Origin of the sequence: Streptomyces sp. PCS3-D2, from assembly GCF_000612545.2 — a bacterium.
Classification (GTDB): domain Bacteria; phylum Actinomycetota; class Actinomycetes; order Streptomycetales; family Streptomycetaceae; genus Streptomyces.
Window position 1 is genome coordinate 6610861 of sequence record NZ_CP097800.1, and the last position, 18808, is coordinate 6629668.

The 18808-nt window shown below is 75.0% G+C and carries 13 protein-coding genes; 8 read left to right on the forward strand and 5 right to left on the reverse strand.

Annotated elements, in window-relative coordinates:
* Positions 1-211 precede the first annotated feature (211 nt).
* Positions 212-1429 carry an IS110 family RNA-guided transposase gene (locus AW27_RS29680; protein ID WP_304949841.1) on the forward strand — a complete coding sequence of 406 codons (1218 nt, stop codon included), beginning with the start codon at positions 212-214 and terminating at the stop codon, positions 1427-1429.
* 2 nt (positions 1430-1431) lie between these two features.
* On the opposite strand, the gene AW27_RS29685 is transcribed toward AW27_RS29680, so the two are convergent.
* Positions 1432-1728 (reverse strand): hypothetical protein, encoded by a 297-nt coding sequence (locus AW27_RS29685; RefSeq protein WP_304949928.1) that lies wholly within the window; start codon positions 1726-1728, stop codon positions 1432-1434.
* 724 nt (positions 1729-2452) lie between these two features.
* On the opposite strand from AW27_RS29685, the gene AW27_RS29690 reads away from it, so the two are divergent.
* Together AW27_RS29690 and AW27_RS29695 are read left to right on the forward strand one after the other, a co-directional pair.
* A complete protein-coding gene (locus AW27_RS29690) occupies positions 2453-4033 on the forward strand; it encodes an SDR family oxidoreductase (protein ID WP_052031307.1) in 1581 nt (526 codons plus the stop codon).
* Positions 4030-5406 carry a cryptochrome/photolyase family protein gene (locus AW27_RS29695; protein WP_037928937.1) on the forward strand — a complete coding sequence of 459 codons (1377 nt, stop codon included), beginning with the start codon at positions 4030-4032 and terminating at the stop codon, positions 5404-5406. Before AW27_RS29690 ends, AW27_RS29695 begins: the two co-directional genes overlap by 4 nt.
* Here AW27_RS29695 and AW27_RS29700 read toward each other — a convergent pair.
* Entirely contained in the window at positions 5397-6434 is a 1038-nt protein-coding gene (locus tag AW27_RS29700) for a MerR family transcriptional regulator (RefSeq protein WP_052031306.1), read from the reverse strand. The genes AW27_RS29695 and AW27_RS29700 overlap by 10 nt on opposite strands.
* A 149-nt stretch (positions 6435-6583) precedes the next feature.
* Here AW27_RS29700 and AW27_RS29705 point away from each other — a divergent pair, with 149 nt between their 5' ends.
* On the forward strand, positions 6584-7204 hold the full coding sequence (locus AW27_RS29705; protein ID WP_052031305.1) for a sigma-70 family RNA polymerase sigma factor: 621 nt from the start codon (positions 6584-6586) through the stop codon (positions 7202-7204).
* 53 nt (positions 7205-7257) lie between these two features.
* Positions 7258-7893 carry a TetR/AcrR family transcriptional regulator gene (locus AW27_RS29710; RefSeq protein ID WP_236647841.1) on the forward strand — a complete coding sequence of 212 codons (636 nt, stop codon included), beginning with the start codon at positions 7258-7260 and terminating at the stop codon, positions 7891-7893.
* Between the two features lie 18 nt (positions 7894-7911).
* Here AW27_RS29710 and AW27_RS29715 read toward each other — a convergent pair whose 3' ends face one another.
* Positions 7912-8655: an LmeA family phospholipid-binding protein gene (locus tag AW27_RS29715; RefSeq protein ID WP_052031304.1), complete on the reverse strand. Its 744-nt coding sequence runs from the start codon at positions 8653-8655 to the stop codon at positions 7912-7914.
* A gap of 8 nt (positions 8656-8663) precedes the next feature.
* Positions 8664-10913, reverse strand: a complete 2250-nt coding sequence (locus AW27_RS29720; RefSeq protein ID WP_052031303.1) for an MMPL family transporter — start codon at positions 10911-10913, stop codon at positions 8664-8666.
* A 427-nt stretch (positions 10914-11340) separates the two neighbouring features.
* On the opposite strand from AW27_RS29720, the gene AW27_RS29725 reads away from it, so the two are divergent.
* The 3 genes from AW27_RS29725 (at position 11341) to AW27_RS29735 (ending at position 16250) form a co-directional block, all read left to right on the forward strand.
* A complete protein-coding gene (locus tag AW27_RS29725) occupies positions 11341-12468 on the forward strand; it encodes a sensor histidine kinase (RefSeq protein ID WP_052031302.1) in 1128 nt (375 codons plus the stop codon).
* Positions 12456-13157, forward strand: a complete 702-nt coding sequence (locus tag AW27_RS29730; RefSeq protein ID WP_037928935.1) for a transcriptional regulator — start codon at positions 12456-12458, stop codon at positions 13155-13157. The genes AW27_RS29725 and AW27_RS29730 overlap by 13 nt, the downstream gene beginning before the upstream one ends.
* Before the next feature lie 105 nt (positions 13158-13262).
* A complete protein-coding gene (locus tag AW27_RS29735; protein ID WP_052031301.1) occupies positions 13263-16250 on the forward strand; it encodes a helix-turn-helix transcriptional regulator in 2988 nt (995 codons plus the stop codon).
* A gap of 6 nt (positions 16251-16256) precedes the next feature.
* Here the strand turns inward: AW27_RS29735 and AW27_RS29740 are convergent, their stop codons facing one another.
* Complete coding sequence (locus AW27_RS29740; protein ID WP_037928933.1) at positions 16257-18785, reverse strand: class III lanthionine synthetase LanKC N-terminal domain-containing protein; 2529 nt, start codon at positions 18783-18785, stop codon at positions 16257-16259.
* Between the last annotated feature and the right edge of the window lie 23 nt (positions 18786-18808).

Here is an 18808-nt window from a genome sequence, read left to right on the forward strand (position 1 = left end):
TGACTGTTGCCCCCTGTCGAAGGCATGACCTGGGGGGTGGTGTCACCGGGTCCGGGGGTGTTCGTCGGAGACGCTGATCAGAGGTCCGGCCACCGTCCGGTCCGGCGCAATGCTGGACAGTTCGCGGGCGGCAGGTCTGCATAACGTGGATGCGCGAGCACGACACCCGAGCCGAGGCCGGCACCGTCAACACCCCCTGGGAAGGGGCACGATGTTCGAGATCGAAGACGTGGGCGTGTTCCTGGGCCTGGACGTCGGCAAGAGCAGCCATCACGGTCATGGGCTCACCCCGGGCGGGAAGAAGGTCTTCGACAAGCAGCTGCCCAACAGCGAGCCCAAGCTGCGGGCCGTCTTCGACAAGCTGACCGCGAAGTTCGGCACCGTGCTGGTGATCGTGGACCAGCCCGCCTCCATCGGCGCCCTGCCACTGACCGTCGCCCGCGACGCGGGCTGCCAGGTCGCCTACCTGCCCGGACTGGCGATGCGCCGGATCGCCGACCTCTACCCGGGCGAGGCCAAGACCGACGCCAAGGACGCCGCCGTCATCGCGGACGCCGCCCGGACGATGCCGCACACCCTGCGCTCGCTGGAGCTGACCGACCAGATCACCGCCGAGCTGACCGTGCTCGTCGGCTTCGACCAGGACCTGGCCGCCGAGGCCACCCGCACCTCCAACCGGATACGGGGCCTGCTCACCCAGTTCCACCCCAGCCTGGAACGCGTCCTGGGCCCGCGCCTGGACCACCAGGCCGTGACCTGGCTGCTGGAGCGCTACGGATCCCCAGCCGCCCTGCGCAAGGCCGGACGCCGCAGACTCGTCGAGCTGATCCGCCCGAAGGCCCCGCGCATGGCCACCAGGCTGATCGACGACGTCTTCAACGCGCTCGACGAGCAGACCGTCGTCGTTCCCGGGACCGGCACCCTCGACATCGTCATCCCCTCCCTGGCCGCCTCGCTGGCCGCTGTCCACACCCAGCGCCGGGCGATGGAAGCCCAGATCAACGCCCTGCTGGAGGCTCACCCTCTTTCCCCGGTCCTGACGTCGATGCCCGGCGTCGGCGTCAGGACCGCCGCCGTCCTGCTGGTCACCGTCGGCGACGGCACCAGCTTCCCCACCGCCGCCCACCTCGCCTCCTACGCCGGCCTCGCCCCCACCACGAAGCAGTCCGGGACCTCGATCCATGGCGAACACGCACCCCGAGGCGGAAACCGGCAGCTCAAACGGGCGATGTTTCTCTCCGCCTTCGCCTGCATGAACGCCGACCCGGCCTCCCGCGCCTACTACGACAAGCAACGAGCACGCGGCAAAACCCACACCCAGGCCCTCCTCCGCCTCGCCCGCCAACGCATCAGCGTCCTGTTCGCCATGCTCCGCGACGGCACCTTCTACGAATCCCGGACACCGACGGACGTCGAGCTCGCCGCTTAGCCTCAGCGAGCCCGAACCACCCGAAACCCGACACAGGTGCCTTGACGAAAGACATAGAGGCACCCCCAGGAGATTCCGGCAGCGCGACGACGGTCCGGGGCGTCTGGGGCATGGGCCGTCCGCATCAGGCCCCAGGCCCAGAGAGCCGCGACCACGCCGGACATCGCGATCAGAAAAGCCGCGTGATACCAGCCGGCCGCGTTGAAGTGATGCGGTCGGGGAAGTGTCCAGTTCAGCACCGGCGCGTCGTCGCGCAGCCACTGCACTTGGGTCCAAGAACCGAGCAGGCTGCCGAGCACCCCTGCCCCAAGGACCAAGAACCGTTCCCGCGGAGCCCTCGGCCGCAGCCGAATCGCGAGGACCAGCGCTCCCGTCATGATCGGCAGAGCGAGCCCGTCCCCCCCCATGTCGAGCTCAGGTAGTCGAACAGCCCAGACCGCCCCGGGACGGCCGGAGTGGCCACCCAGAAGCCGAACAGTGCGCCGAATCCGGCCAGAAACACCGCAGCGGCGGCAGCAACTGCGCTGCGGAGATGCAGCCGGACAGGAGAGGACACGCCGACGAGCGTAGTCTGCACCGCGGCGCGGTGTCAGTCGGCTACTCCGGCTTCCCACTCGCGCCGGTGCGGCACGTACTTGCTGAGGACACCTCACGGAGTCAAGCCGCCGATCCGTGGGGTGATGGGCCTTCCCTCTCAGCTCGTGTGCCGAGGCCCCCTGGGCCTTCGCCGGCGCCCAGAGGTTTCCCACCAGAGCCGACGCCGCAGGCCGGCGGATGCCGGCGGCGGCACCTGCCGTGTTCGGCCCGGCCGGCCCGGCCGGCCCGGACGGGGCCCGCACGGGCCCGCGTGCGGCGGGGCCGGCGTCGGGAACGACGCGGTCCGCAAGCGGCTGGCCGGCCCGGCCGGGCGGCGTCCCGCACGCAGCGGGGAGGGCCATCCGGCGGACACCTGCATCCATCCCGCCCGCGATCGCGGAAGACATGGGTGAACCACCCCGGTCGACGGCGGAACGGAGCACCTCCATGACCGACACACAAGGGCACCCGGCCCGGAACACCGGCTCGCTGTGCCTGGTCACCGGCGCCACCGGCTATATCGGCGGTCGGCTCGTCCCCGAGCTGATCAAGGCCGGACACCGTGTCAGGTGCCTCGCCCGCACTCCCGCGAAGCTGCGCGACCACCCCTGGGCCGGACAGGCGGAGACCGTCCGCGGCGACGTCACCGACGCCGCGTCGCTCGCGCCCGCCCTGGAGGGCGTCGACGTCGCCTACTACCTCGTGCACGCCCTGGGCACCGGGCGCGACTTCGAGGAGACCGACCGCCTGGCCGCGCGTACCTTCGCCGAACAGGCCTGCGCCGCCGGCGTGCGCCGCATCGTCTACCTGGGCGGACTCACCCCGCGCAGCGTCCCCGAACGCGACCTCTCGCCCCACCTGCGCTCCCGTGCCGAGGTCGGCCGGATCCTCCTCGGCTCCGGAGTCCCCACCACCGTCCTGCGCGCCGCCGTCATCATCGGCTCGGGCTCGGCGTCCTTCGAGATGCTCCGCTACCTCACCGAGCGGCTCCCCGTGATGGTCACCCCGAGCTGGGTGCGCACCCGTATCCAGCCCATCGCCGTCCGCGACGTGCTGCGCTACCTGGTCGGCAGCGCCGGGATGCCCGACCATGTCAGCCGTGCCTTCGACATCGGCGGCCCCGAGGTCCTCACCTACCTCGACATGATGCGCCGCTACGCCGCCGTCGACGGGCTGCCCAAGCGGCTGATCTTCCCCGTCCCGGTCCTCACCCCGCGCCTGTCCAGCCACTGGGTCGGCCTGGTCACCCCCGTGCCCCGGTCCATCGCCCGCCCCCTCGCGGAGTCCCTCAAGTACGAGGTCGTCTGCCACGAGCACGACATCGCGGACTGGGTGCCCGATCCCCCCGGCGCCCCCATCCCCTTCGACGCGGCGCTCTCGCTGGCCCTCCAGAGAGTCCGCGATGCCCAGGTCGTCACCCGCTGGTCCTCCGCCGCCGTGCCCGGCGCGCCGAGCGATCCGCTGCCCACCGACCCCCACTGGGCCGGCGGCAGCCTCTACACCGACGTCCGCGAGCGGACCGTCGACGCCCCGCCCCAGGCGCTGTGGCGGGTCGTGGAGGGGATCGGCGGCGAGAACGGCTGGTACTCCTTCCCGCTCGCCTGGGCGGTCCGCGGCTGGCTCGACCGCCTCGTCGGCGGAGTCGGACTGCGCCGGGGCCGGCGTGACGCCGCGCTGCTGCGGATCGGCGACTCCCTCGACTTCTGGCGGGTGGAGGAGATCGAGCGCGGGCGGCTGCTCAGACTCCGTGCCGAGATGCGGCTCCCCGGCCTCGCCTGGCTGGAGATGTATGCCGAGCACGACGGCGAGGGCCGCACACGGTACCGGCAGCGGGCGCTGTTCCACCCGCGCGGCCTGGCCGGCCACGCCTACTGGTGGAGCGTCTCGCCCTTCCACGCCCTCGTCTTCGGCGGCATGGCCCGCAACATCGCGCGCACGGCGGAGACGGCGGCCGGACCGAGCCCGTCGGCGCAGCCGGCCGGAGCCGCCGCGGCGGTCGGCGGCCCCACCCGGGGAGCGCAGGCATGAACGCCTCGGTCGTCCTCTTCACCTCGGATCTGCGGGTCCACGACCACCCGCCGCTGCGCGCCGCGCTGGGGCCGCGCAACGAGACCGTCCCGCTCTTCGTCCGGGACCCCGCGGTGGATCGCGCCGGTTTCGCCGCGCCGAACCGTCTCGCCTTCCTCGCGGACTGCCTCGCCGACCTCGACCAGGGACTGCGTCGGCGGGGCGGCCGGCTCGTCGTCCGCTCGGGCGACCCCGTCGACGCGGTGTGCGCCGTCGTCCGGGAGGTCGAAGCCGACGAGGTGCACATGGCCGCCGGATGCAGCGCCTTCGCCCTGCGGCGCGAACAGCGGCTGCGCCGGGCCCTTGAGGCCGACGGACGGCGCCTGTACGTCCACGACGGGGTCGTCACCGCCCTGCCGGCCGGCGCCGTGACGCCGAGCGGTTCCGATCATTTCGCCGTCTTCACCCCGTACTTCAGACGTTGGTCCGGGGAGCGGCTGCGGCCGCCCCTCGCGGCCCCGCGCGTGATCCGGGTCCCGCCGGGCATCCGGTCCGAGGAGCTTCCCGCGCGCCCGGCCGCCGGAGCCGTCTCCGCGGGCCTGGCAGCCGGTGGCGAGGAGGAGGCCCGCAAGCGGCTGGCGTACTGGCTCGACCAGTACGCCGACGCCTACGAGGAAGGACATGACGACCTCGCCGCCGACGCCACGTCCCGACTCTCCCCGTACCTCCACTTCGGCGCGCTGTCGGCGGCCGAGGCCGTCCACCGCGCCCGGGCCCGGGGCGGATCGGGCGCCGAGGCCTTCGTACGGCAGCTGTGCTGGCGCGACTTCCACCACCAACTGCTCGCCGCCCGTCCCGCGGTCGCCGACGCCGACTACCGCAGCCGGTCGGACCGTTGGCGCCGCGGCCCGGAGGCCGAGGCCGACCTGCGGGCGTGGCGCGAGGGCCGCACCGGCTATCCCGTCGTCGACGCGGCCATGCGGCAACTGGCGCACGAGGGCTGGATGCCCGGCCGCGGCCGGCTGCTCACCGCCTCGTTCCTGACCAAGACGCTCTACATCGACTGGCGCGCCGGCGCCCGCCACTTCCTGGACCTGCTGGTCGACGGGGACGTCGCCAACAACCAGCTCAACTGGCAGTGGATGGCCGGTACCGGCACCGACAGCCGCCCCAACCGGGTCCTCAACCCGGTGATCCAGGGCAAGCGCTACGACCCCGAGGGCGCCTACGTGCGCCGGTGGGTGCCCGAACTCGCCGCACTGACGGGCCCCGAGATCCACGAGCCGTGGAAGGCGGCCGGGTCCGACCGGGCCCGGTTCGACGGCTACCCCGATCCGCTGATCGCGCTCCCCGAGGGGCTGGCCCGCTTCCGCAGGGCCCGGGGTCAGGACTGACCCGCGGCGGCGGGCCGTCCCGTGTCCGCGCCCGCCGCCGTGTCGCAGAGCCCGCGCAGCACGGCCAGGGCCTCCCGCAACCCCCGGGGACGCAGCGTGCCCGCGGCGAGGGGCTGACCGGCCCAGCCCGGGCCCACGGGCAGCACGGCCGGCCGGGCGCGGGCGCCCTTGACGCCCCACGCGACCTCGGCGAGGTGCCGGGCCAGCGGATGGTCGGCGGTGGACCGGGCCTGGGACCACAGCACGACCGCGGCGGGGCCCGTCCGGCGCACGGCCTGGTCGAGCGCCCCGGGCGGCACGGCGGCCCCGAACATCAGGGCGGGCAGGCCGAGCCCGGCCAGGCCCGCGGCCAGCGCCTCCAGCGCGAGGGTGTGCTGCTCGCCCGGCACGCACGCGAGCAGCACCGGAGGTCGGTCCGTCGCCGCCGGGCCACCCAAGGGCGGGGTCCCGGCGGCGCGGCGCAGCGCGCTCGACACGTGCCAGGACAGCAGGTGCTCGACCTCGACGTACCGGTCTCCCGAGGTCTCCCATTTGCGGCCCACGGCGTGCAGGGTCGGCGCCATCACTTCTTCCCAGGCGGTGACCAGGCCGTATTGGGCGATCACCGTTTCCAGCACGTCGTCCACGGTCCGGGCGTCGAGGCGTACCGCGGCGCGGCCCAGCCCGCGGCACTCCTGCCGTACGGCGCCCAGCGGCAGGCCGTTGCCCGAACCGGGCCGGCGGGCCGGTCGGGGGAGGTGCTCGGGGCCGGGGGGCGGGGCGGTCGCGGCGGGCAGGTCGGCCGCCGTGCGGGCCGGGCCGGCGAGCGCGGCCCGCGCGGCTTCCGCGGGCGGGATGCCCGACGAGGTCAGCCGGCACATCTCGTGCAGGACGGCGACGTCCTCGGGGGTCCACCGCCGGTGCCTGCCGTCCTCCCGGGCCGCCGGGCCGATGCCGTAGCGCCGGTCCCAGGTGCGCAGGGTCGTGGGGGCGACCCCCAGCCGGCGGGCCACCGCCCCCGTGGTCATGCCGTGTGCGGAATCCGTCATGGGTCCATGATGCGACGCACAAACGATGCGAGTGGTGCGGAAGCGTGCACGGGCCGGAATCTGGAGGGGCCCCCGCCCCGGCGCACCACGGGGCGGGGCACCCGCCCGCCGACCGGCCCGTTCCGGTCCCGGCTCGAGGAGCAGCCGCCATGACCGTCCTGAGCGCCACCGCCCAGCCGTCCCCCGCGACCGGGGAGCGCCTCCTCGACCACGAGGTCGCCGAGGGCTTCGTGCGCGGCGACGAGAAGTGCCTGGCCGCCGCGTACCGCCGTTGGGGCGGCCTCGTCCAGACCCTCGCGGCCCGCACGCTCGGGGATCCCCGCGAGGCCGAGGACGTCAGCCAGCAGGTCTTCCTGGCCGCGTGGCGCGGTCGGGCCGGCTACCGGCCCGAGCGCGGCGCCTTCCCCGGCTGGCTCGTCGGCATTACCCGGCGCAAGATCGCCGACGCGCTCACGGAGCGCACCCGGCGCCTCGACCTGGTCAGCGCGGCCGGTGCCGCCCTGCCGCCGGCGGACGAGCCGGCGGAGGGCCCCGAAGCGGTCCTGGACCGGCTGATCGTCACCGGCGAACTCGCGAGACTGCCCCGCCCGCAGCGGGAGGTACTGGCCATGGCCTTCTACGGGGACCTCACCCAGACCCAGATCGCCGAGCGCACCGGCATGCCGCTCGGCACGGTCAAGAGCCACACCCGGCGCGGTCTGCACCGGATGCGCCACCGCTTCGCCGCCGGAGCGCCCGCCGCGGATCCGGGCGCCGCGAAGTACGCGTGAGCCGTGCCGGGGGTGCGAAAATACCGTCGAGGCGTACGGCGGAGGGAGCTGCGGTGGCGCAGGAGGACGATCAGGTACCCGGCCCGGTGCCGGTCCGGGTGGACGGGCGGACCGAGCGCGGACGCCGCACCCGGGACAAGATCGTGGACGCCCTGCTCGCGCTGCTCGACGAGGGAGCGGTGGAGTTCCCGGCCGAGCGCGTCGCCGAGCGCGCGGGCGTCTCCCGACGGCTGGTCTTCCACCACTTCGCCGACATGTCCGAACTGGTCGACCTCGCCATCACCCGTCGGCTTGAGCAACTGGCCGAGCAGATCAGGCCGCTGCCGGATACCGGGCCCCGCCGGGCCCGGGTGGCGGCGCTCGCCGAACAGCGGGCGCGGATCCTGGAGTGGATCACCCCGGCACGGCTGACCCTGATGCGGATCGACCATCCCTCGCCGCGCATCCAGCAGGTCACCGACGAGGCGTTCGCGGAGGCCCGGCGCCGTGTCGCCGAGATCTTCGCGGAGGAACTCGGCCGCCTGGACGAGAGCCGGGCGGCCGAACTCCTCGACGGCCTGGACGCCGTTACCACCTGGGGGGTCTGGAACCACTGGCGCTCCGGTGGCAAGAGTCCGCAGGAAGCGCGCGCGGCGATGGAGGCCACCGTGCTGAACCTGCTGGCGGCGGCGGACGGCCCGCGGGGCTGAGCGCCGCAGGCGGACGGCTCAGACGGCGCTGACCTTCTCGGCCCGCGCGGTGACGGTCACGCCGTCCGCGCCCACCGACACCCCCGAGGGGCGCAAGCCGAGGGGCAGTTCGGGCAGGGTCCGGGTCTGCCGGGCGAGCGCCTGGGCGATGAGTGGGCTGGCCGGATCCAGGGCCCGGCCCGCCACCGAGGCGGCCGTCGGACGCAGGGAGAGGACGCCGTCGTGGAGTTCGAGCCCCGCCGTGAGCACCACGGGCGCCCCCAGCACGCTGCGGCTGATGAGCAGTTGGCCGTTGCCGGCGTCGGAGATCCGGGTGCCGTCCGCTCCGTCGGCCAGCGAGGAGTACGGGGCGGTGAAGCGGGCCGAGGCCGAGTCCGCCCGGTAGCCGTCGCCCTCGCGGGAGACGTTGTCGAAGGTGATGTCGGCCGTGACCGGGGTGCCCCGGTCGGTCGTCGCGTCGGCCCGCACCCGCACCTCGGGATAGCGCTCGCGGGCGGCCTGCAGGAGGAAGGGAACCCCCTCGATGGAGACGTCGGGGCGTCCCGCGAGGTTCGCCTGCCGCGCACTGATCCGGTCCGCGAGCCGCTTCTCCGCCAGGTCGCGGGCGACCGAGTCGGTGACGGGCAGCGCGAGCAGGAGTACGGCGGCCAGTCCTGCCGCCGTCAGGGCGCGGCGGTGGCGCGGTCGGGTCGGGCGGGCGGCGGGCCCGTCCGACCTGCGGTCCGTCGTGTCGCCGGGGCGGGTGGTGGTGCGGGGGAGCATGCGGAACCTCACCGTGTGGGAAGGGGGCCGGCGGCGTCGGCCGTGCCGGCTTCGGGCGCGGGGAGGCTCTGGAGTCCTCCGGCCGGCAGGGTGTGGGAGTGGCCCTCGATGTCGAGTTCGGGCAGGAACCGGTCGAGGCGGCGGGGCAGCCACCAGCCGCGGTCCCCGAGCAGCGCCATGGTGGTGGGGACCAGCAGGCCGCGCACGACGGTGACGTCGAGGGCCACGGCCGCGGCCAGTCCGGTGCCGAACATCTTCACCACGGGGTCGTCCGAGAGCAGGTACGCGAGGAACACACTCACCATGATCAGGGCGGCGGAGGTGATGATCCGACCGGTCGAGGCGAGGCCCCCGACGACCGCCTGCCGGCTGTCGCCGCCCACCAGCCACTTCTCGCGCACCGAGGTCAGCAGGAACACCTCGTAGTCCATGGAGAGTCCGAACAGGACGGCGAACATCACCAGCGGTACGTAACCGGGTACGGGCACCGGCCCTTCCAGGCCGATGAGCCGCGCGCCCCAGCCCCACTGGAACACCGCGGTGAGCACCCCGTACGCGGCGGCCACCGACAGCAGGTTCAGCACGGCGGCCTTCAGCGCGAGGAGCGGTGAGCGGAAGGCGGCCAGCAGCAGCAGTCCCGCCACGAGCACCACGGTACCGATCACGGCGGGCAGCCGGTCCGCGAGGCGGTCGTTGAGATCGGTCACCACCGCGGCGACGCCGCCGACGTGCGCGCTCCCCGCGCCGTCGGCGGTGGCTGCGGGCAGGGTGTCCGTGCGCAGGGTGGCGACCAGGCGGGCGGTCGCCGGGTCGCCCGGGGCGGTGGCGGGCGTGACCTGCCAGCGGACGGTGCGGCCGTCCGAGGTGAGCTGTGCCGGGCTGACCGAGGCCACGCCGGGGGTGGCGGCCAGGGCGGCGGAGACCTCGGCGATACGGGCGTCCTGCGGCCCCGCGGCGGGCGCCGTCAGGGTGTCGACGATCTGGAGGGGGCCGTTGACGCCGGGGCCGAACGCGTCCGAGAGCTGCTCGTAGGCAGTGCGGCTGGCCGAGCCGATGGGCTTGTCCCCGGCATCGAGCTGACCGAAGGACAACTGGCTGGCGGGGGCGGCGAGCAGCAGGAGCAGGGTGAGGCCGGCGAGCAGGTGACGCCAGGGGCGAGCCGTGACGCGCTCGGCGATGCGCTGCCAGCCGCGGCCCGTGGCTGCCGGCGGGTCCGTCCCGTCGTGCGCGATGGCTCCCTCCTCCCGGGCGGCGCCGAGGAACCGGGCCAGCAGGCTCAGCAGGGCGGGCAGCAGGGTGAGGGTGGCGGCCACGGCGGCCAGCACCGCGATCGCCGGGGCCAGCGCCAGGGCACGCAGCAGCGGCAGCCCGCCCAGCGCGAGTCCGGCCAGCGCCGCGATCACGGCGCATCCGGCGAAGGCGGAGGCCTTCCCGGCGGTGGCGGTCGCCAGGGCGGCGGCCTCGGCGGCCGGTACGTCCCGGCCGCGCAACTCCCGGAACCGGGTGAGGCAGAACAGCGTGTAGTCGATCCCGACGCCCAGGCCGATCATCGCGGCGATGGTGGTGGCGGACGACGGCATGTCCATGAGGTGTCCGGCCAGGCCGATGGCGGTCAGCGAGGCGATCAGCCCGGTGACGCCGATGACCAGGGGAAGCCCGGCCGCCGCCGCCTTCCGGAAGCCGGCGAAAAGGATCACGGCGGCGGCCGCGAGTCCGATGAGCTCGCTGTGCCCGGTGTCCGGCCGGTCGACGGCGGCCGCGAGGTCGCCGCCCGGGGTGACCTCGATGCCGGCCGCTGCGGCCGGCCCGGCGGCGCCGGTGATCCGCTCGGAGAGTTCGGCGGTGATGTCGCGACCGGTCACGTCGAGCCCGACGGAGAGGTAGGCCGTGTGCCCGTCCGCGCTCATCGCGGCGGCACCGGCCCGCTCGTACGGCGAGATCACGCTCACGACGTGCGGCACCTCGGCGATGGCCCGGGCGCTGCGCTCGACGGCGTTCCGGGCGCTCTCGCCGGTGAGGGCGGGGCCGTCGGGTCCGGCGCGCAGGACGAGCGGCTGGTTGCCGGAGGCGGGGCCTGGGAAGGCAGTCGCCGCCGTGTCGAGGGCGGCCTGGCTGTCGCTGCCCGGGATGGTCACCGCCTCGCTGGTCACGCGGCCGTAGGCGGTGAGGCCGCCGCCGAGCACGAGGAGCAGCAGCAGCCAGGCCCCGATCACCCGTTTCGGCCGACGGGCGCACCAGCGCCCCATCGTCAGGAACATCCGGGCCCTCCGTGACTCGATGGCAACATATTGCACTCGCTGTGCAGCTTTACGCTTGCACTTGAGGTGCGGGAAAGTCAATCGGGGGAGGGGAGGGGCAGGACGGTCTCTTCGACGGTCCCGTCCGGCGGCTTCCCGCCCGGCCCGGCGCTGCCCGGCGCTGCCCGGCGCTGCCCGGCCGTCCGCGGCGGGCGGTGGCGTTCGAATCGGCCTCGGTCGGCCGCCGGCCGTCCGGGACCCGCCTTCCTGGTGTGCACCCGCTCGGGCAAAATGCCTGGTGTCACTGGCAATTACGGGCTTCGCGGCACATCCGTCCCCCACGGCACACCCCCGGGACACCGCGCCGCCCACGGCTTGGGGAGGAGTGGTCCTGGCGTTGCGGTCCTTACAGATACGCCGCATACGAGCACTGCGCGCAACGACCTCCGTGAGGTCGGGGACGGACCGGGCCCAGTCCTTCCTGATCGTGGCCACCCTGCTCTACCGGGCCAGCCACCTCACCGTCGCGGTCATGGCCGTTGCCCACCGCCCGTGGCACCTCCCCCTCCAACACCTCGGCCTCGCCGCGGCGTTGGGCCTGAGCGCACTCGCCTACGGCACCGCTCTGCGCCGCGGCCGGTTCGACCGGCGGCACATCTGGGCCGACGTCATCGTGACCGGATGCGTCCTGCCCCTGGCCCTGTGCGCCTGGGGAGGTGTGCGCGAACCCCCCACCATCGCCTGGGCGATGCTGCTCGGCGGATCGGCGAGCGCCACCGCGGCCATCGCCCTGGACCGCCTCCACGCCGTCGTCGTGGTGGGGCTCCTCGTAGTGACCCACTTCATCGGCTACCAGGCCGTGGGCGCGACTCCCGCCGTCGTCGTCGGCCACCTCAACTCGCTGGTGTCCTCTGCCGTGATGACGTACGCCTTCCGCTGGTACCTGCTCCGCCAGGGCCGCCTCGTGGACGAGGCCAACGCCCGCGCGCTGACCGCGGAAGCACACCGGGCCCGCTACGCCGAACGCCTCGAACACCACCGGGCCCTGCACGACACGGTCCTCGCCACCCTGACCACCCTGGCGGCCGGTACCGTCGACGCCAACGCCCCAGAGGTGCGGCAGCGGTGCGCCCGCGAGGCCGCCTACCTGCGCCGCCTGATCCAGCAGACCGCCGACGAGACGCCGCACCGGGAGATCGGCGCCGCCCTGGAGGAGGCGGTCGGATCCGTGGAGAGCCTCGGACTGCGGGTCACCGCCCAGTACCACGCCCTGCCGCAGGTACCGCCCGAGGTCGCCGCCGCACTGGGCCACGCCGTACGGGAAGCCCTCAACAACGTGCGCAGGCACGCCGGAACCGGCCACGCGTACCTCACCGCCACCGGCGACCCGGACGGAAAGGGCGGAGCGGTCGTCACCGTCGTCGACCGGGGACCCGGATTCGACCCGGCCCGGTGCGAGCCGGGCCTCGGCCTGCGCGGCTCCGTCCACGGCCGGATGACCGAGGCGGGCGGCCGTGCCACCGTGGACACCGCCCCCGGCGAGGGAGTGCGCGTGGAGCTCAGATGGCCGGGGTGATCACGGTCGCGGTCGTCGACGACGACCGGATGCTCCGCGACGGACTGCGGGCCTGGCTCGGCGACGTGCCGGACCTGCGACTCGTCGCGACCGCCGGCACCGTCGGCGAACTCCTCGCGGACCGGAATCCGTACCACCCCGACGGCCCGGACGGCACGGGCGGCCCCCACGCCCCCGACGGCGCGGCCGGACCCCCGGCCGACGTCGTCCTCCTCGACCTCGTCCTGCGGGACGGCTCGGACCCCGCCGACAACATCCGCAGGGTGCTGCGCACCGGCAGCCGCGTCCTCATGATCAGCACGGTGCCGGACCGCTCCCGGATCATCGAGGCGATCCGGGCCGGCGCCGACGGGTACCTGACCAAGGACCACGACCTGCCGACCCTGGTGGCCGCCGTGAGGGACCTCGCGGAGGGCAGGGGCACCCCTTCCATGGAACTCGCCTTCGCCTGTGCGTACGACGACAGCCCCGCCCGCCCGCGGCTCTCGCCCCGGGAGCGGCAGATCCTGCTCGACTACGCGTCCGGCATGACCCTGAAGTCCGCCGCCCGCCGCGCGGGCATCACCGTCCACACGGCCAAGGACTACCTGGACCGCGTCAAGGCCAAGTACCAGCAGGCCGGCCGCCCCACCTACACCAAGCTCGACCTCGCCCTGCGGGTACGGGAGGACAGCCTGGAGGGGGGCTGACCCCGGCGCAAGCCCCCCAAACGGACGGCTACAGGGGGCAAGCGGCACCCCCGTACCGTCGAACCGGCGGTGCCCCGGACGGCCCGCCGGGAAGGGGACGAGCCGGTGACCGCACTCTGGCCGGCACGGCCTGCAGGGCCTGCCGAAGACCGTACCGCCACGGGCCCTGTCGGCGGCCCGCACCGGGGGCGGGGGCGACTGATCGGGCGCACGGCCGAGACCGCGCGGATCGCGGACGCGCTGGCCGCCGCCCGCTCCGGGCGGGGCGGAGCCCTCTTCATCACCGGCGAACCCGGAGTCGGCAAGACCCGACTGGCCACCGAAGCCCTCGCCGCGGCCGCCGCGACCGACATGATCACCCTGCGCGGGCGGGCCAGTACCGTCGGCCCGCCCGTCCCCTACCGGCCGCTCGTCGAGGCGCTGCTCCTGCTCGCACGCGCCGGCCTGCTGCCCGATCCCGGGGAACCGGGCGCCCACTGCCCCGTCCTGGCCCGCCTGCTGAGCGACACTCCGGAGACCGGGACCGGCGGGCACGCGGCCGTCTCGCATATCGCGGTCGCCGAAACGGTGCTGCGGCTGCTCGCCGCCGTCGGCCGGGAGCGGGGCTGCCTGCTCGTCCTCGACGACCTGCACGACGCCGACGCCGGGACCCTGGCCGTTGTCGAATACCTCCTCGACAACATCGGCCAGCAGCCGGCCGTGCTCCTGCTCGTCGCGGGCGGCACCCCCCGCGCCGCCGCCGAGCTGGCCGTGCGGGCACGCCAGCGGGAAGCGGCGGAGATCCTCGACCTGAAGCCGCTGACCCGCCCCGAAGTCCGCCTCCTCGTCGCGGCCGAACTGGGCGTCGCACCGGTGGAGGTCTGTCCCGGCCTCCTCCACCGTGCGGTGACCGACAGCGCCGGAATCCCCTTCGTCGTCAAGGAGCTCGTGCACGACCACGCCGCCCGCCCCGCCGACCGCGGTGAGCGGGCCCCGTCCGTACCCGCCGCCGTCGCCGACGACGTCAGGCGCCGTACCGAAGCGCTCGGGCCGCTCGGCACGCGGTTCCTGGGCACGGCAGCCCTGTTCGGCCCTCGCTTCCCCCTGCCGGTACTGGAGCACGCGCTGGGCGTCGACCACACCGCCCTGTCCGAGGTCCTGCGCGCCGCCCTCGCCGCGTGCCTGATCACGCCGGACGGGCCGGGCACCCGGTGGTACGCCTTCCGCTCCCCGCTGGCGGCCGAGGCCCTCCTCGACGGTCTCGGGCCGGGCGAACGCGCCCGGCACGCGCGCCGCGCCGCCCGCGCCCTCGCCCACCTGCACCCGGGACTTCCCGGAGCCTGGCGGGCTCACGCCGCCCGGCTGCACGAGCACGCCGGCGATGACCTCGAAGCCGCCCGCCTGTACGGCGAAGCGGCGCAGCGGGCGATGGACGAGGTCGCCCTGGAGCGGACCGCGGAGCAGCGGCCACTGGAGCGGGCCCTGGAACTGCTCACCAGGGCCCACGCCCTCCTCGAACCGGCCGCCGCCCCCGCGCTGCACGCCACGGTGCTGGAGCTGCTGCTGGACGCGGCCGCCCACTCGGCCCACCTCGACCGGTTACCCCGCCCGCCCGCCGTCGAGCAGGGCGTCCCCGCCGCGCGGCGGGCCGGGATCCACGCCCGGCTCGGCACCATCGCCACCCTCACCGGCCGCCCCGCCGAGGCCCTCCGCCACCTCGACACGGCCCGCTCGCTCCTCACCGGCCATCCCGCGGACGGCCACACCGCCTTCGTCGACCTCGCCGCCGCCCACGCCGAGCTGGGCAGGCTCGACCCCGACCGGCTGCACACCGCGGCCCGGCTCGCCCGCCGGGCGGTGGACGCCGCCCGCGGCGCAGACCGGCCCGACGTGGTGTGCGGAGCCCTGCTGCTGCTCGGACAGCTGGCCCGGCACGAGGACGAGACCGCGGCGACGGCCCACTTCGAGCGGGCCCGCGCGATCGCCCTCGCGCACCGGCTCCCCGTACCGCGCAGCGAGGCCGAGGTGCAGCTGGCGATCACGGCGGCGGGCCACGACCACCGGCCGACCCGCCTGGAGCAGGCCGGCCGGGAAGCCCACCGCCGGGGCCTGCTGCCGCTGGCCCTTGAGGCCGGCTCGGCGCTCGCCCTGGAGCGGATCCGGCGGTGCGCCTTCGACGAGGCTCGCGACGGGATCATCGAAGCGGCGGCCGAGGCGTCCGGGCCCGGACTGGGCCGGTCCCTGGCGATGCTCCGGCTCGCCGACGCCGTACGGTACGCCCACCAGGGACGCCGCGCCGAGATGCACGGGGCGCTGGAACGCCTGGAGCCGCTCCTCGACGCCGCGCCCGGCCTGCGCGCCCTGTCGTACGGAACGGCCCGGGCCTTCTGCTCACTGCTGGAGGAGCGGCACGACGCCGCGGAGGCGGAGCTCGCACAGGCGCTCGCCCACGACGCCGAGAACCCGGCCGCCGGAGACTTCGGCCGGCACGGCCTCATCGTGCTGCTCGGCGTCCTGGCTGGACGGATCGGCCGCCGGCACTGCCCCGGGATCGCGGAGGCCGCCACCGGCGGCAGCCGCTGGAACCGCCAGTTCGCGGGCCTCGCCCACGCCGTGCTGCTCGGCCGCGAAGGCCACCGCGAGCGGGCCACGGCCGTCGCGGCCGAGGCACTGGCGGCGGCCGCCCCGTACCCCATGGCCCGCTGCCTGGGCATGCGGCTGGTGGCCCGGTCGGCGTACGAGGACGGCTGGGGCGCGCCGGTCCAGTGGCTGCGCGAGGCCGAGGAGTACTTCCACGGCGCCGGCCTCCATCCGGTGGCCGGCGCCGCCCGGGCCCTGCTGCGCGGGATGGGCGCGTCGGTCCGGCAACGGCGCACGGGCACCGAGCAGGTGCCACCGGACCTGCGCAGGTCCGGCATCACCGTCCGCGAGTTCGAGGTGGCCCGGCTGGTCGCCGAACGGATCAGCAACAAGGACATCGCCGGCCGGCTGCACATCTCCCTGCGGACGGTCGAGAAGCACGTGGCGAACGTCCTCCACAAGACCGGCCACCCGAACCGGCGGGCCTTCGCCAGCGCCGCCCGCGACCCCGGCGGGGTCCTGTCGGCAACGTAGTGCGCGTCACGGCGGGCCGACCTCGTCCAGCAGGAAGTCCGCCGGGCCACCGGAGCCGGCGCGGTGGAGCACCCGCAGCACACCGGCCGAGCCGGTCAGGTAGTCGGTGGAGCAGCGCTGCAGGCCCTCACCGGGCACCCCCAGCAGCGGACGCCCGTCCGCGTCGCGCAGACCGAAGCGCGCGGCGGGCTCGAAGAGGAAGACCCGCCGGACGAAGTCGAGCTGCCGCAGCGCGGTGTCGCGGTACGCGGGGTCGCCGGTGAACTCCGCCGCGTCCAGCAGCGTGTCGGCGATCCCGCACATCCCGGTCGCGTACCCCGGCCGCGCCCAGCACCGCAGGTCCAGGCTCCGCAGGACGTCACGGGCCGCGGCCAGGTCCCCGTAGCGCAGCAGCACCTTCGCCAGGCCCGCCGAACCCGCCTCGACGGACGGTCCCGTGCCCCCGTCCCCGCCGCCCGCCGCGGTGCGGGCCATCTCCCAGGCGAGCGCCTCCCGACCCAGTTCCAGGTGGTGCTCCTCGCCCGAGATCTGGTGCATCCGCAGGAGGAACATGGCGACGCCCGCCTGCCCGGACCCGAGCCCCGCCAGCGGCCCCCGGGCGCAGGCCCCGGTCAGCCAGTAGGCCTGGTCCTCGTCACGCCGCGCGGTGTCGTGCAGCGCACGGGCGCAGCGCTGGGCCGCGGCGAGGTCGTGCGGGTCGCGGCCGCGCAGGAAGAAGTGCAGGTTCGTCATGCCCACTCCGGCGAGGCCGTGGTGGAACGTGTGGTCGCGCTTCGCCACCGCGCGCCGGTTGGCCCGGTCGAGCAGCTCCCGGGCCGGTGCCGCGAGCCCGAGGGCGTCGGCCGCCCAGGCGATGCCGGCCAGGCCGTTCATGAGGCCGTCCGGGTATCGGGCCGGGTCGATCTCCGCGAGCTCGGCACGCAGCCGGTCGCGCCATTCGGGCCGGACGGGCACGCCGGAGGCGTGGAGCGCCCACAGGACGCCGCTCGCGCCGGACCCGAGACCGAGCGGGTTCGTGACGTGGGCGAAGGGGTCCACGGGGAAGAAGGTGTCCCGGCGGGAGTCTGCGGCGGCCTGGATGAACGCGGCCACCGCGGCTTCCGCCCCGCCCGGCTCCGGCCGTTCCCCGGCCGCCGGGCGCGGCGGCGCGGCCGGCCCGACGCGGCCGGGCAGCCCCGCCTCGTCCTCCAGCACGTCGAGCAGGCCGACCAGGCCGATCCGACCCCGGGCCAGGTCCACCAGCAAACGGTGCACCCGTTCCGGCCAGCCCAGGCCCTCCGTGACGAGGGTCCGGTACAGGTCCAGGACGTCCTCGCGCAGGTCGGACATGGCCGTGATCGGCAGGATCAGCCCGGCCATGACCCGGGCCAGCGCGTACCGGTCCCCGGCCTCGGTCGCGGGGCCACTGCCGGGGGTGCCGACGGGATCATGGCCGGGCCCGGTCCCGCCGCCGGGCAGCCGGCAGGTCTCCAGGCCGAGGACGCGCACCTCGTAGCTGTCCGGGTCGACGAGGACGTCCGAGGCGGTGAAGCCGCCGAGGACCACGCCGCGATCGTGCGCCGCCCGGACCGCGCGCGCAAGCCCGCGCAGGACGGTCAGGAAGATCCGCAGGTACGCTCGTGACTGCTCGGGGCCGGAGCCCGGCCGCGTGAGCGGGTTGCGTGCGAGCAGCAGCGGGCCGAGGCCGGTGCCTTCGACGAACTCCATCGCGATGTAGTGGTGTTCGCCGTGCTGGAACGTGGCGACGGGAGCAGGGAAGGAGCCCGCGCCGGCCAGCAGGTTCAGGAACATCCACTCGCGGCCGAGGAGGTCGACGGCGTCGTCGCGGGCCTCCTTGAGCAGTACCTTCCGGTCGTCGTCCGCGGTGTCCTCGGCGGTGTGGACGCCGCCGTCGTGCGAGGACCGGATCGTGTCGGTCAGCCGGAAGCGTCCCCCGAGCAGGCCGTCCCCCGCGTCCTCGTCGGCCGGCTTCCAGTCGTCGAACGGCCAGGACGCCCGGTCGGGTGCGGGGGGCTGCCGGCGCCCGAGGACATCGACGGTGCGGGGCGCGTGGAAGGGGCCGTAGCGCAGGTACAGCGCCTTGCTGTCCCGGTAGCGCACGTCCGACGGGACGGACGGGCCCTCCACCCCGTCCAGGAGGCGGGCCAGGCCGGCCAAGCAGCTTCTGAACTCCTCCACGCCGTGCGGGTAGACGGTGGCGAGCGGGCCTCCGCCCCGCATCGCGAAGACGGTGGGGTCGAGGGCGATCTCGAAGTCGGTGCCGAGGGCCGTCAGATGCCCGATCACCGATGCGGCGATCTCGCGCACCTGCCGCCGGCCCGCCGAGATGTGAATCTTCCAGCCCTGGTCGGGCGGGGCCGGGTCGTGCCGGTGGCTCCACCGGTTGCCGCGCCGGACGAAGCGCGCCCGGGTCGCCGCGTCGAATCCGGACAGGAAGTGGTCGGCGTCCGGCTCGTGGAAGACGTCGAGAGGGTCGAAGAACAGCGTGTCGCTCCAGGTGAAGAGGGAGCGGTCGACCCATCGTTCGTTGCGCATCTCTGCTGTCAGCCTCTGTGATC